Genomic DNA, 12,371 nt, shown 5'->3' with positions numbered 1-12,371 from the left:
ATTCAATAAGTCCCAAGGAGTTGGACGATATGCTGAGAGGCTCGCTTACTGCGCTCGTGACACCGTTCGAAAAGAGCGGGCGTTTCGACGAGAAAGCCTTTCGCGCGTTCGTCGAATGGCAGCTTGGTGAGGGCACGAGAGGCCTGGTGCCTGTCGGCACCACCGGCGAGTCGCCGACGCTGTCGCATGAAGAGCACCGCCAGGTCGTCAAGGTGTGCATCGAGGTTGCCAAGGGACGCGTTCCGGTCGTCGCCGGCGCTGGTTCAAACAACACCGAGGAAGCCGTCGGCCTCGTGCAATATGCCGAGAAGGCCGGCGCCGATGCCGCTCTGGTCGTCACGCCCTACTACAACAAGCCGACACAACGCGGCCTGTACGAGCACTTTGCGGCTGTCGCCAGGGCGACCAAGCTGCCGATCATCATCTACAACATCCCGCCGCGCTCGGTCATCGACATGATGCCGGACACGATGGGGCGGCTCGTGCACGACTTCAAGAACATCGTCGGCGTCAAGGATGCCACCGGCAAGGTCGAACGCGTCTCCGAACAGCGCGCCACCTGCGGCAAGGATTTCATCCAGCTTTCGGGCGAGGACGCTTCGGCGCTTGGTTTCAACGCGCATGGCGGCGTCGGCTGCATTTCGGTGACGTCGAACGTCGCGCCGCGGCTGTGCGCCGAATTCCAGGAGGCGACGCTGTCCGGCGACAGCGCCAAGGCACTGGACTTGCAGGATCGCCTGCTGCCGCTGCACAAGGCGATCTTCATCGAGCCTGGCGTTTCCGGCGCGAAATATGCGCTGTCGAAGCTGGGCAAGGTCGAGAACGTGCTACGCTCGCCGCTGGTCACGATCGAACAGTCGACTGCCGACAAGATCGATGCGGCGATGAAGCACGCCGGCTTGATTAATTAGGGATGAGGCGCCACCTCTCCACATCATGAATCAAGTCAGAAAAGCCGATCCCAACAACAAGACCGTTTCGGAAAACCGCAAGGCGCGGTTTTCCTACGAGGTGCTCGACACGGTCGAGGCCGGCTTGGTGCTGACAGGCACCGAGGTCAAGTCGCTGCGCCAGGGCCAGGCCAACATCCAGGATAGCTACGCCTCGGTCGAAGGTGGCGAGATCTGGCTGATCAACTCCTATCTGCCGGAATATCTGCAGGCCAACCGCTTCAACCATGAGCCGCGCCGGCGCCGTAAGCTGCTGCTCAACAAGCGCGAAATGGCGAAACTGTCGCAGAGTGTCGACCGCGAAGGCATGACGCTGGTGCCGCTGAAAATCTATTTCAACGACCAGGGCCGCGCCAAGCTGCTGCTCGCTGTCGGCCGTGGCAAGAAACTGCACGACAAGCGCGAATCCGAGAAGCAGCGCGACTGGTCGCGCGAAAAGGGCCGGCTGCTAAAAGAGCGTGGGTAGGCTGGGGCCATTCGTTTGAAGAACCGGATTGTCCTCCTTGGTTTGGCCAGCCTGGTTTCTGTGTGCCTCGTCGCCGCGGGCGGCTATCTCTATTTCAGGTCATATTCCCCGGATCGCGACAAATATCCGGTCAGGGGCATCGACGTCTCTCACCATCAGGGCCAGATCGACTGGCGCCGTGTTGCCGCCGACGATGTCGCCTTCGCTGTCATCAAGGCGACTGAAGGCGGCGATCATATCGACGATGCCTTCTCCACCAATCTGCGTGAAGCCCGCGCCGCTGGTCTCGTCGTCGGCGCCTATCATTTCTTCACCTTCTGCCGGCCGGGTGCTGACCAGGCGAAGAATTTCATCTCGGTGGTCCCGCACGATCAGCCGTTGCTGCCGCCGGTTGTCGACATCGAGTTCGGCGGCAATTGCCCACAGCGGCCGACACCGGAGCAATTGAGCGCCGAACTGGCGGCGTTCCTGGCTCCAGTCGAAGCAGCGTTCGGCAAGCCTGCTATCGTCTATCTGACCGACGAGGCGGCACAGACCTATGCCGGGCGCATCGCCGCCCGTCCGCTCTGGCTGCGCTCATTGCTTCTGGAGCCGAACCGCGGCGACTGGGTCTACTGGCAGTATCACAACAGGGGACGCGTCGACGGCATCAACGGCGATGTCGACCTGAATGTGCTGCAGGGTGGGCCGGCGGTATTGGCTGCGCTGTCTGCGCCGCCACGCTGAGCTGATATGTCTGCCGGCACCGCTTTATGTCCGCAGAAACGCTGCTATCTGACTGAAAACACTAACGAACATCGCCTCGGTCAGCACGCCGGTATTGGTGTTGTAGCGTGAGCAGTGATAGCTCGAAAACAATGTTACGTCTCCAGCACGCAACTGTCCGCCATGCTTGAACGGGTAGGCGGCGACGCGCCCACCCAGCGCCCGCACGGTCGACTGGTGCGCGATTGATCCCAGTGCCAGCACGGCGCGCAAGTTCGGGAACCGCGCGATCGTCGGTACCAGGAATGTCCGGCAGGTGGCGATCTCGGCACCCACCGGCTTGTTTTCCGGCGGCACGCAGCGCACCGCATTGGTGATCGCCGTGCCGACAAGCTCGAGCCCGTCATCTGGCCGCGCCTTGAATTCACCGCGTGCAAAACCGTGCGAAATCAGCGTCGAGTAGAGCAGGTCGCCGGCATAGTCGCCGGTGAAGGGACGTCCGGTGCGGTTGGCGCCGCGCAGCCCGGGCGCCAGCCCGACGATCAGCAGCTGGACCGCCGCGTCGCCTTCGGGAGGCAAAAAAGTCGGCACCGGTGCGTTGAACCAGGATGGCTCGCGCTGCCGCCACTCGGCGATGAAATCGTGCAGCCGCGGGCAGAGCGGGCAGTCGCGATTAGGTTCGGAGGCGCAAAGGGCGGTCAAGGCGACCGGCCTCAGTAGTCGTCCTCGTCGACTTCGGCCGGCTCGGGCCGGCGCACCGGCCGCTCGGACGGATCGCGTCCGACCTCGTTCTTCAGCGTTGCCAGGTCGATGAAATGGTCGGCCTGGCGGCGCAGATCGTCGGAGATCATCGGCGGCTGCGATGCCATGGTCGAGACGATCGACACCTTGCGGCCGCGCCGCTGTAGCGCTTCGACCAGCGTGCGGAAATCGCCGTCGCCGGAAAAGATGACGTAGTGGTCGACGACGTCGGCGAGTTCCAGCGCATCGACGGTGAGTTCGATGTCCATATTGCCCTTGATCTTGCGGCGGCCGGTCGAGTCGGTGAATTCCTTGGCTGGCTTGGTGACCACCTTGAAGCCGTTATAGTCGAGCCAGTCGATCAACGGACGGATCGAGGAGTATTCCTGATCCTCGACCAGTGCCGTGTAATAATAGGCGCGCAGCAGATAGCCGCGCTTCTGGAAGCTAGACAGAAGCTTGCGATAATCGATGTCGAAGCCGAGCGCGCGCGACGTCGCGTAGAGATTGGCGCCGTCGATGAATAGGGCGATTTTTTCACGAGGGTCGAACATGGAAAATATTCCTTCTCGAAATAAACGGCCGTCTAAACGAAATGCGAAAGCGAGTATCGGTCAGCCTCACAATAAACCGGCTGACCTCTGCGTCATCCGAGATAGCGCCAGTTTTGCGGCAATCCAAGGGCGTGTTGCGGCACTGCAAGCAATTGTGATCGGGACCCGGAACGTATAAGTACAGAGCTGGTTTTGCCGAATCCGGTGTTTGAGCCAGGGATTGGGCGGCTTGCAACTCCGCCATTGCCATGATGCTTGTATTTTGACGGCGTTCGGGTTATGGACCGCGCCTGTTTTCCATCAAATCCATCGCATGAAAGGGGCATCCATGGCCCGCGTAACCGTTGAAGATTGCATCGACAAGGTCGACAACCGCTTCGAGCTGGTGCTTTTGGCTGGCCACCGCGCCCGGCAGATCAGCCAGGGCGCGCCGATCACCGTGCCGCGTGACAACGACAAGAACCCGGTCGTGGCGCTGCGCGAGATCGCCGATGAGACACTGTCTCCCGACGACCTCAAGGAAGATCTGATCCATTCGCTACAGAAGCATGTCGAGGTCGACGAGCCCGAAGCCGACGGCGAGGCGATTGCCGATCAGACCGGCGCTGCCGTTACGGCCACCGACGCCGATGACACCGAGGAGAACATCACCTTCGACCGGATGACCGAGGAAGATCTCTTGGCCGGCATCGAAGGCTTGGTGCCCCCGGAAAAAAGCGACGACTACTAAGCGAGCGATCTGGACCTGCCTGGAATACGTTTCCAGCACTTCCGTCCAGTCAGTTTCGTGGCTATCTAGTACCAACTGTCGCAAATACCAGATGCAGTTTTGGCCGCGCTTAGCATAATGCCTGAATCTGGTATTTGCGACAGTTGGTACCGGGGGTGCGCCGTACGCTAGTGCGGCGCATCAATCATTTCACCGCTGCGAGATCCCGCCCATGATGCGTCAGTATGAGCTTGTCGAGCGCGTCCAGCGCTACAAGCCTGACGTCAACGAGGCTTTGCTCAACAAGGCCTATGTCTATGCCATGCAGAAGCATGGCCACCAGAAGCGCGCTTCCGGCGACCCCTATTTCTCGCACCCGCTCGAAGTCGCCGCCATCCTCACCGAAATGCACATGGACGAGGCGACGATCGCGGTCGCCCTGCTGCATGACACCATCGAGGACACGACCGCGACGCGGGCCGAGATTGACGATCTGTTCGGCCCCGAAATGGGCAAGCTGGTCGAGGGTCTGACCAAGCTGAAGAAGCTCGATCTCGTCTCGAAGAAGGCCGAGCAGGCGGAAAACCTGCGCAAGCTTCTGCTGGCGATCTCGGAAGATGTCCGCGTGCTTCTGGTCAAGCTTGCCGACCGCCTGCACAATATGCGCACCCTCGACCATATGCCGGAGGCCAAGCGCCTGCGCATCGCCGAGGAGACAATGGATATCTACGCGCCGCTGGCCGGGCGCATGGGCATGCAAGGCATGCGCGAAGAGCTGGAGGAGATCGCCTTCCGCTTCATCAATCCTGAAGCCTATCGCGCCGTCACCGCCCGGCTTGCCGAAATCTTCGAGCGCAACAAGGGCGTGCTGACGGATATTGAAAAGGCGCTGTCCACGCTGTTCGAGAAGCATGCGATCAACGCCAGCGTGAAGAGCCGGCAGAAGAAGCCGTGGTCGGTGTTCCGCAAGATGGAGGCCAAGGCGCTGTCCTTCGAGCAACTATCCGATATCTTCGGCTTCCGGGTCGTTGTCGACAGTGTCGAAGATTGTTATCGCGCGCTTGGCGCCATTCACACGGCGTGGTCGATGGTGCCCGGCCGCTTCAAGGATTACATTTCGACGCCGAAGCAGAACGACTACCGGTCGATCCACACCACCATCGTCGGGCCGTCGCGCCAGCGCGTCGAGCTGCAGATCCGCACCCGTGAGATGAACAAGATCGCCGAATACGGCGTTGCCGCCCATTCGATCTACAAGGATACGGGCGGCAAGACGAACGGCGCCGCTCACGCCATCTCGAAGGAGACCAACGCATATGCGTGGCTGCGGCGCACCATCGAGCAGCTTGCCGAGGGCGACAATCCGGAGGACTTTCTCGAAAACACCAAGCTGGAGCTGTTCCAGGACCAGGTGTTCTGCTTCACCCCGAAAGGCATGCTGATTGCGCTGCCGCGCGGTGCTACGCCGATCGACTTTGCCTATGCGGTGCATACCGATGTCGGCGACACCTGCGTCGGCGCCAAGGTCAACGGCCGCATCATGCCGCTGATGACGGAATTGAAGAACGGCGACGAGGTCGAGATCATCCGCTCCAAGGCGCAGGTGCCGCCAGCGGCGTGGGAATCGGTCGTCGTCACCGGCAAGGCGCGCTCGGCCATCCGCCGTGCCACCAAGAACGCCATCCGCAAGCAATATTCGGGTCTCGGCATCCGCATCCTGGAACGCGCCTTCGAACGCGCCGGCAAGACCTTCACCAAGGAAAGCCTGAAGCAGGTGCTGCACCGGCTGGCGCGCAAGGACATCGAGGACGTGCTGGCCTCTGTCGGTCGCGGTGAGCTTGCCTCCACCGACGTCATGAAGGCGGTATTCCCCGACTACAAGGACGAGCGCGTTACTACGGCCGTCCCCAAGCCGCGAGAAGAGGGCTGGTCGAAGATCCGCAATGCCGCCGGCATGCTGTTCCAGATTCCGGGTCGCGCCGCGCGCAAGGACAAGGACCAGCCGCGCGACGGCGCCGTGCCGATCCGCGGCGTGCGCGGCGACCTGCCGGTGCGTTTCGCGCCGGAAGGGGCAGTGCCTGGCGATCGCATCGTCGGCATCGTCCAGCCGGGCACCGGCATCACCATCTACCCGATCCAGTCGCCGGCGCTGCAGGCTTTCGACGACCAGCCCGAGCGCTGGATCGACGTACGCTGGGACATTGACGAGCGCACCAAGGAGCGCTTTCCGGCGCGCGTCTCGGTCACCGCCATCAACGCGCCGGGTTCGCTAGCCGACATAGCCCAGGTGGTCGCCTCGAACGACGCCAACATCCACACGCTGTCGATGGTGCGCACCGCGCCCGACTTCACCGAAATGCTGATCGATCTCGAAGTCTGGGATCTCAAGCACCTTAACCGGCTGCTGTCACAGCTCAAGGACAATTCGAGTGTCAGCGATGCAAGGCGCGTCAATGGCTGACACGGCTGACCTGTATGGGGATATGCAGAAATGAACACCGATGAAGTGCTGGGCATTTTCCGCGAGGCGGGTGCTGTTCTGGAAGGGCATTTCATTTTGACCTCTGGCCTGCGCAGTCCGGTCTTCCTGCAAAAGGCGCGCGTGTTCATGCATGCCGACAAGACCGAGCTTCTGTGCAAGGCGCTGGCCGAGAAGATCCGAGCGGCGGTGCCGGGCAAGATCGATTATGTCGTCGGTCCGGCGATCGGTGGGTTGATCCCGGCTTACGAGACGTCGCGCCATCTCGGCGTGCCGGCCATCTGGGTCGAGCGGGAAGGGGGCGAGTTCCGCTTGCGCCGCTTCGAGATCGCCAGGGGATCGCGCGTCGTCATCGTAGAGGACATCGTCACCACCGGCCTGTCGATCCGCGAGACCATCGAGTGCCTGCGCGATCTGGGCGCCGAGGTAGTGGCCGCCGCGTGCATCATCGACCGTTCGGCCGGCAAGACCGATGTCGGCGTGCCGCTGATCGCGCTCGCCGAATACGAGGTTCCGGCCTATCCGGCCGACCGGCTGCCGCCGGAATTGGCCGCCATCCCGGCGATCAAGCCCGGCAGCCGCAACATCTGACGAGGAGTCCGTGATGATCGCCGGCATCGATCATTTCGTGCTGACCGTTGCTTCGCTGGAAGTGACCTGCGCCTTTTATCAGCGCGTGCTAGGCGTTGAACGCATCGATACGCCTGGCGGGCCGACGGCGCTGGCTTTCGGCCCCCAGAAGATCAACGTGCATGAGATCGGGCGGACCTTCGAACCGAAAGCGAAGACGCCAACGCCGGGATCCGGTGATTTCTGCCTGATCACCGACCGACCGCTCGCCGAGATATGCGCCAGCCTGGCCGTCAATGGCGTTGACGTGGAGCTCGGTCCGGTCGAACGTGTCGGAGCGAGAGGTCCGATGATGTCGGTTTATTTTCGCGACCCGGACGGCAATCTGGTCGAGGTCAGCGAATACCTGCCGTAGCCGCCTGCGACACTGCGCCTTTCGGCGAGGCGACTGTCGTTCCTTAAATTCGCCGCGATTGTCCAATGTTCGAAGCGAGACCTGCCATCCCCGAAGGGTGACAACGAGCGCGCGCTGCGCAGACGGTGTTTGGTTGTTCTTGCGCCGGCGCGTCGCTATATGAAGGTTGCGATTGCCATAGGGTGATCGTCAAGCGCAAGATGTGGCTGTCACGCCCGGCTGAAGCTGCCGGTGCGAGAGCTGTGGAACGGGAACAGAGTGCTTTTTCGACGCCGCAAGCCTGATGGTCTTTACGAGCGGGTGCGTACCTATCTTTGGCCGCGCCGCTCGTTCTCGCGTTCGCTTCAGTATTTTTCCAAGCGCATCCTGCGGCTGAAGGCCACGCCGCATGCGGTGGCGGCCGGCGTCGCGGCCGGCGTCTTCGCTTCGTTCTTTCCCGTCGGTTTCCATTTCATCATTGCCGCCGTCCTGTGCTGGGTGATCGCCGGCAATCTGGTGGCGGCGGCCTTGGGCGCGGTGTTCTTCGGCAACCCGCTGACCTTCCCGTTGCTGTGGGGTGCCTCTTGGGAAACCGGCAAGCTCATCCTCCACGATCGCCTGCCGGCGCATGGCCCGCCGGCGCATCTCGGCGAGATGCTGCACAACCTCTCTTTTGCGCAATTGTGGAAACCTATCCTTGAGCCGATGCTGATAGGCGCCGTTCCGCTCGGGCTGGTCTTCGGGCTGCTGTTCTACGCCCTCACGCGCTGGGGCATGACCGCTTTCCGGGAACAGCGGCGCAAACGCCTGGCCGAGCGCGCAAGCCGGCATGCACAATCGTCCCATCCCAGCGCAAGCATCGGTTCCGCTGCACGATGATCATCGGCATCGGCAGTGACCTGATCGATATCAGACGCATCGAAAAGTCGCTGGAGCGTCACGGTCAGCGTTTCATCCAGAGAATCTACACCGAGGTCGAACAGGCCCGCTCCGAGAACCGCCGGGCGCGTGCGGCGTCCTACGCCAAGCGCTTCGCTGCCAAGGAGGCCTGCGCCAAGGCGCTGGGCACCGGTCTGGCACAAGGCGTGTTCTGGCGCGACATGGGTGTCGTCAACCTGCCCAGCGGCGCCCCGACCATGGCGCTGACGGGAGGGGCGCAGGACCGGCTCGACAAAATCCTGCCAAGGGGCCATCGGGCGGCAATCCACCTCACCATCACCGATGATTTCCCACTCGCTCAAGCCTTTGTGATCATCGAGGCGTTGCCGGTCGAAGAAGCGCCACATTGATTGCATCTGACGACCGGCATTGACGTTGCCCAGCGCGCGCCGAGACTCTATACCATCCAACGCACAATCGAGGACGACATGAGCGTGGCTGAAAAATCTGAGAAGAAATCCGGCGGCCTTGGCGAGACCGTCAGCGTCATCGTCCAGGCGCTTTTGCTCGCCCTGGTCATCCGCACGCTGTTGTTCCAGCCCTTTTCGATCCCATCGGGATCCATGCGGCCGACGCTTCTGGAAGGCGACTATCTGTTCGTCACCAAATGGTCGTACGGCTATTCGCGCTACTCGCTGCCTTTCGGCCCGGACATTTTCTCCGGCCGCATCTGGGGCTCCGAGCCGAAGCGTGGCGACGTGGTGGTGTTCAAGTTCCCGCCCGATCCGTCTGTCGACTATATCAAGCGCGTGGTCGGCCTGCCCGGCGACAAGATCCAGGTCAAGGACGGGCAGCTGTTCATCAATGGCGTCGGCGTGCCGCGTGTGAAAACCGGCCAGATCGACAATCCCGACATCACCGAGGAATCGCGCCCGATCGATGTCTATCGCGAGACCTTGCCCAACGGCGTCAGCTACGACACGCTCGACCTGAATTCGAACTCGATCGGCGACAACACGCGCGAATTCGACGTGCCGCCCGGCCATTATTTCATGATGGGCGACAACAGAGACAATTCCGCCGATAGCCGTTTCACCGTTGGCTATGTTCCCGAGGAAAATCTGGTTGGCCGCGCCAATCTTGTTTTCTTCTCGATCGCCGGCAAGGCAAGCCCGCTCGAAATCTGGAAATGGCCGTCGCTGATGCGTGCTTCGCGCCTGTTCCACTTCGTCAATTGATGGCTTTGAAGCGCCCGACAGGCGAAATACTGGCCGGTTTGGTGAAGGCCAAGACCGGCCACGTCTTCAAGGATACCCGCTTGCTCGAGACCGCCTTGACACATTCCAGTGCGGTCAAGGCGGCAAGCAACAATCAGCGCCTCGAATTCCTTGGCGATCGCGTGCTCGGGCTTGTCGTCGCCGATATGCTTTTCGAGAAATTTCCTGACGCAGCAGAGGGTGAAATCGCACCACGCTTCAATGCGCTGGTGGATGCGCGGACATGCTCCGAGATCGGCATTGAAATGCAGCTCGAGGACCTGGTCCGGGCCGACGCTGCCTTGAAGATGCGGTCGCGTGGTTCGGGCGGAAACTATCTGGCGGATGCGGTCGAGGCTCTGATCGCGGCGGTTTACGTCGACGGTGGCATCGAGGCCGCACGGCGGTTCGTCCTGCGCTATTGGGAACCGCGCTCGCACACGGTGATTGCAAAGCCGCTCAATCCGAAATCCGATTTGCAGGAATGGATCGCCAAGACCAGCGATGCGCGCCCTGAATATGTGATCGAAAAGCGCGAAGGACCCGACCACCAGCCCATCTTCACGGTGTCCTTGCAGGTCCGCGGCTTTGCGCCGATAAGCGGCACCGGCGGCTCCCGCAGGGCCGCCGAAGAGGCGGCGGCTTCGGCATTTCTTTTGCGCGAAGGCGTCTGGGCCACCGCATCGGTCCAAAAATCGGAGCGCGCGCGGCGCTCTAGTGAAGGGAGCGCGGCATGACCGCCACCGAAGAGCCGGCAACGCAAGCTGCCCCGACGCATTCGGGCTTCGTCGCGCTGATCGGCGCGCCCAATGCGGGCAAGTCGACGCTGGTCAACCAACTGGTCGGCGCCAAGGTGTCGATCGTCACCCACAAGGTGCAGACGACGCGCGCCATCGTGCGCGGCATTGCCACGCATGACAATGCGCAGATCGTCTTCGTCGACACGCCCGGCATCTTCAAACCGAAGCGTCGGCTGGACACGGCGATGGTGACCACTGCCTGGGGCGGCGCCAAGGACGCCGACATCGTGCTGCTTTTGATCGACGCCGAGCGCGGCATCAGGGGCGACGCCGACGCCATCCTCGAACGGCTGAAGGATGTGCGCCAGCCGATGGTGCTGATCCTCAACAAGGTCGACCGCGTCAAGCACGAGGCGCTGCTGGCCTTGTCGGCGGCAGCCAATGAGAGGGTGCCATTCAAGCGCACCTTCATGGTTTCGGCGCTGACCGGTTCCGGCTGCAAGGATGTGCTCGACTATCTGGCCGAGGCTCTGCCGGCCGGCCCCTGGTATTATCCGGAGGACCAGATCTCGGACCTGCCGATGCGCCAGCTCGCGGCCGAGATCACTCGTGAGAAGCTGTATCTGCGGCTGCATCAGGAATTGCCCTATTCCTCGCATATCGAGACCGAGAAATGGGAAGAGAAGCCGGACGGCTCGGTGCGCATCGACCAGACCATCTATGTCGAGCGCGACAGCCAGAAGAAGATCGTTCTCGGCCATAAGGGCGAGACCATCCGCGCCATCGGCCAGGCGGCGCGCATGGAGATAGCAGGCATCCTCGAACAGAAGGTGCACCTGTTCCTGTTCGTCAAGGTGCGTGAGAACTGGGGCGACGACCCCGAGCGCTACCGCGAGATGGGGCTCGAGTTCCCGCGCTAGGGTCCATGGACAGCAAGCCGAACATCGACACAGCGCTTGTCAGCCGATTGGTCGCCACGCAATTTCCCCACTGGAAGGAGCTTGCGGTCAGGCCGGTAGAATTTGGCGGTTGGGACAACAGGACCTTCCATCTCGGCGACGATCACCGTGCGGCTGCCGAGTGCCGCGGCCTACTCCCTGCAAGTGGAAAAGGAGCATCGCTGGCTGCCAAGGCTGGCGCCCCTGCTGCCGCTGCCGATCCCCGTACCACTGGCGATCGGAGTGCCGGCCGAAAACTATTCCTGGCACTGGTCTGTCTACCGCTGGATAGAAGGCGAGACGGCAAAGCGCGAGCGTATCGCCAACCTGCAGCAATTCGCGACCGACCTGGCCGCGTTCCTGGTCGCCTTGCAGCGGATCGATCCCACCGGCGGACCGGCGCCGGGACAGCACAACTTCTTTCGCGGCGGACCGCTAACCGTCTATGACGGCGAAGCCAGGGACGCTATTGCCGCCCTCGACGGCAAGATCGATACATCAGCCGCGAGCGCGGTGTGGGAGGCGGCGCTCGCCGCCACGTGGCACGGCGCGCCGGTCTGGTTCCACGGTGACGTCAGTTGGGGCAATCTGCTGGTCAGGCAAGGCCGGTTGAGCGCGGTGATCGACTTCGGCACTTCGGGCGTCGGTGACCCCGCTTGCGATCTTGCGATCGCCTGGACGCTGTTCGGAGGTAAAAGCCGCGAAGCGTATCGCGCTGGTCTTCCGGCCGACGAGGCGATGTGGGCGCGCGGTCGTGGCTGGACGCTGTGGAAAGCGCTGATCACGGTCGCCGGACAGATAGGCGTCAACCCGGGCGAAGTCGAAAAATCGCGTCATGTGATCGATGAGGTGCTTGCCGATCACGCGCGGTGGGCGTGAGACGTCAAACGATCAAGCCGCTCTCGCCTACCAGATCCTAATCCTGTCGCCGAAATCATCCGCCATCGTATGGCGCGACCAAGGATGTTCTGGCCGAAGCGATGCTTTTCC

14 protein-coding genes and 1 pseudogene are annotated in these 12,371 nt (G+C 62.2%); 13 read left to right on the top strand and 2 right to left on the bottom strand.

The genetic code is table 11. The annotated features are described in order from the left end of the window. Positions 1-29: 29 nt before the first annotated feature. Genes dapA through ACSQ3L_RS24230 form a run of 3 tightly spaced genes read left to right on the top strand, consistent with a single transcriptional unit; the run spans position 30 to position 2,142 of the window. Entirely contained in the window at positions 30-911 is an 882-nt protein-coding gene (gene dapA / locus ACSQ3L_RS24240) for a 4-hydroxy-tetrahydrodipicolinate synthase (RefSeq protein WP_436162202.1), read from the top strand. A gap of 25 nt (positions 912-936) precedes the next feature. Beyond that, the gene (gene smpB / locus ACSQ3L_RS24235) at positions 937-1,416 is read left to right on the top strand and encodes an SsrA-binding protein SmpB (RefSeq protein ID WP_013532594.1); all 480 of its coding nucleotides are present in this window, start codon (positions 937-939) and stop codon (positions 1,414-1,416) included. 15 nt (positions 1,417-1,431) lie between these two features. Next, the gene (locus tag ACSQ3L_RS24230; protein ID WP_436162201.1) at positions 1,432-2,142 is read left to right on the top strand and encodes a glycoside hydrolase family 25 protein; all 711 of its coding nucleotides are present in this window, start codon (positions 1,432-1,434) and stop codon (positions 2,140-2,142) included. 24 nt (positions 2,143-2,166) lie between these two features. Here the strand turns inward: ACSQ3L_RS24230 and ACSQ3L_RS24225 are convergent, their stop codons facing one another. Both ACSQ3L_RS24225 and ACSQ3L_RS24220 read right to left on the bottom strand, forming a co-directional pair. Further along, positions 2,167-2,823, bottom strand: coding sequence for a uracil-DNA glycosylase (locus ACSQ3L_RS24225; RefSeq protein ID WP_436162200.1), 657 nt, complete (start codon positions 2,821-2,823; stop codon positions 2,167-2,169). A gap of 11 nt (positions 2,824-2,834) precedes the next feature. Further along, positions 2,835-3,416, bottom strand: coding sequence for a LabA-like NYN domain-containing protein (locus ACSQ3L_RS24220; protein ID WP_056580489.1), 582 nt, complete (start codon positions 3,414-3,416; stop codon positions 2,835-2,837). Between the two features lie 328 nt (positions 3,417-3,744). Here ACSQ3L_RS24220 and rpoZ point away from each other — a divergent pair, with 328 nt between their 5' ends. From rpoZ to ACSQ3L_RS24170, 10 genes and pseudogenes are all read left to right on the top strand, one after another. Further along, on the top strand, positions 3,745-4,146 hold the full coding sequence (gene rpoZ / locus ACSQ3L_RS24215) for a DNA-directed RNA polymerase subunit omega (RefSeq protein WP_436162199.1): 402 nt from the start codon (positions 3,745-3,747) through the stop codon (positions 4,144-4,146). Positions 4,147-4,357: 211 nt separating this feature from the next. Beyond that, a complete protein-coding gene (locus ACSQ3L_RS24210; RefSeq protein WP_436162198.1) occupies positions 4,358-6,586 on the top strand; it encodes a RelA/SpoT family protein in 2,229 nt (742 codons plus the stop codon). A gap of 30 nt (positions 6,587-6,616) precedes the next feature. After that, on the top strand, positions 6,617-7,195 hold the full coding sequence (pyrE, locus tag ACSQ3L_RS24205; protein ID WP_436162197.1) for an orotate phosphoribosyltransferase: 579 nt from the start codon (positions 6,617-6,619) through the stop codon (positions 7,193-7,195). A gap of 10 nt (positions 7,196-7,205) precedes the next feature. After that, positions 7,206-7,589, top strand: a complete 384-nt coding sequence (locus ACSQ3L_RS24200; RefSeq protein ID WP_436162196.1) for a VOC family protein — start codon at positions 7,206-7,208, stop codon at positions 7,587-7,589. A 258-nt stretch (positions 7,590-7,847) separates the two neighbouring features. Continuing rightward, complete coding sequence (locus tag ACSQ3L_RS24195) at positions 7,848-8,447, top strand: DUF2062 domain-containing protein (RefSeq protein ID WP_436162195.1); 600 nt, start codon at positions 7,848-7,850, stop codon at positions 8,445-8,447. Beyond that, positions 8,444-8,857 (top strand): holo-ACP synthase, encoded by a 414-nt coding sequence (gene acpS, locus ACSQ3L_RS24190; RefSeq protein ID WP_292185926.1) that lies wholly within the window; start codon positions 8,444-8,446, stop codon positions 8,855-8,857. The genes ACSQ3L_RS24195 and acpS overlap by 4 nt, the downstream gene beginning before the upstream one ends. 78 nt (positions 8,858-8,935) lie before the next feature. Then, positions 8,936-9,685 (top strand): signal peptidase I, encoded by a 750-nt coding sequence (lepB, locus tag ACSQ3L_RS24185; protein ID WP_436162194.1) that lies wholly within the window; start codon positions 8,936-8,938, stop codon positions 9,683-9,685. Continuing rightward, complete coding sequence (gene rnc / locus ACSQ3L_RS24180; protein WP_436162193.1) at positions 9,685-10,440, top strand: ribonuclease III; 756 nt, start codon at positions 9,685-9,687, stop codon at positions 10,438-10,440. The genes lepB and rnc overlap by 1 nt, the downstream gene beginning before the upstream one ends. Next, a complete protein-coding gene (gene era / locus ACSQ3L_RS24175; protein WP_436162192.1) occupies positions 10,437-11,363 on the top strand; it encodes a GTPase Era in 927 nt (308 codons plus the stop codon). The genes rnc and era overlap by 4 nt, the downstream gene beginning before the upstream one ends. Positions 11,364-11,368: 5 nt before the next feature. Beyond that, positions 11,369-12,260 (top strand): annotated as a pseudogene (locus ACSQ3L_RS24170) (aminoglycoside phosphotransferase family protein). Positions 12,261-12,371 lie beyond the last annotated feature (111 nt).

This window comes from Mesorhizobium sp. LjRoot246, from assembly GCF_964254115.1.
Taxonomy (GTDB): domain Bacteria; phylum Pseudomonadota; class Alphaproteobacteria; order Rhizobiales; family Rhizobiaceae; genus Mesorhizobium.
The sequence above is the reverse complement of the archived record's forward strand: the minus strand, read 5'-3'. Positions and strand labels throughout refer to the sequence as shown.

Excerpts from the sequence above, each read along its gene's own strand:
- rpoZ (WP_436162199.1), top strand. The coding sequence starts at position 3,745 with ATGGCCCGCGTAACCGTTGAAGATTGCATCGACAAGGTCGACAACCGC.
- ACSQ3L_RS24210 (WP_436162198.1), top strand. The coding sequence starts at position 4,358 with ATGATGCGTCAGTATGAGCTTGTCGAGCGCGTCCAGCGCTACAAGCCT.
- dapA (WP_436162202.1), top strand. The coding sequence starts at position 30 with ATGCTGAGAGGCTCGCTTACTGCGCTCGTGACACCGTTCGAAAAGAGC.
- rnc (WP_436162193.1), top strand. The coding sequence starts at position 9,685 with ATGGCTTTGAAGCGCCCGACAGGCGAAATACTGGCCGGTTTGGTGAAG.
- smpB (WP_013532594.1), top strand. The coding sequence starts at position 937 with ATGAATCAAGTCAGAAAAGCCGATCCCAACAACAAGACCGTTTCGGAA.
- era (WP_436162192.1), top strand. The coding sequence starts at position 10,437 with ATGACCGCCACCGAAGAGCCGGCAACGCAAGCTGCCCCGACGCATTCG.
- acpS (WP_292185926.1), top strand. The coding sequence starts at position 8,444 with ATGATCATCGGCATCGGCAGTGACCTGATCGATATCAGACGCATCGAA.
- ACSQ3L_RS24220 (WP_056580489.1), bottom strand. The coding sequence starts at position 3,416 with ATGTTCGACCCTCGTGAAAAAATCGCCCTATTCATCGACGGCGCCAAT.
- lepB (WP_436162194.1), top strand. The coding sequence starts at position 8,936 with ATGAGCGTGGCTGAAAAATCTGAGAAGAAATCCGGCGGCCTTGGCGAG.
- pyrE (WP_436162197.1), top strand. The coding sequence starts at position 6,617 with ATGAACACCGATGAAGTGCTGGGCATTTTCCGCGAGGCGGGTGCTGTT.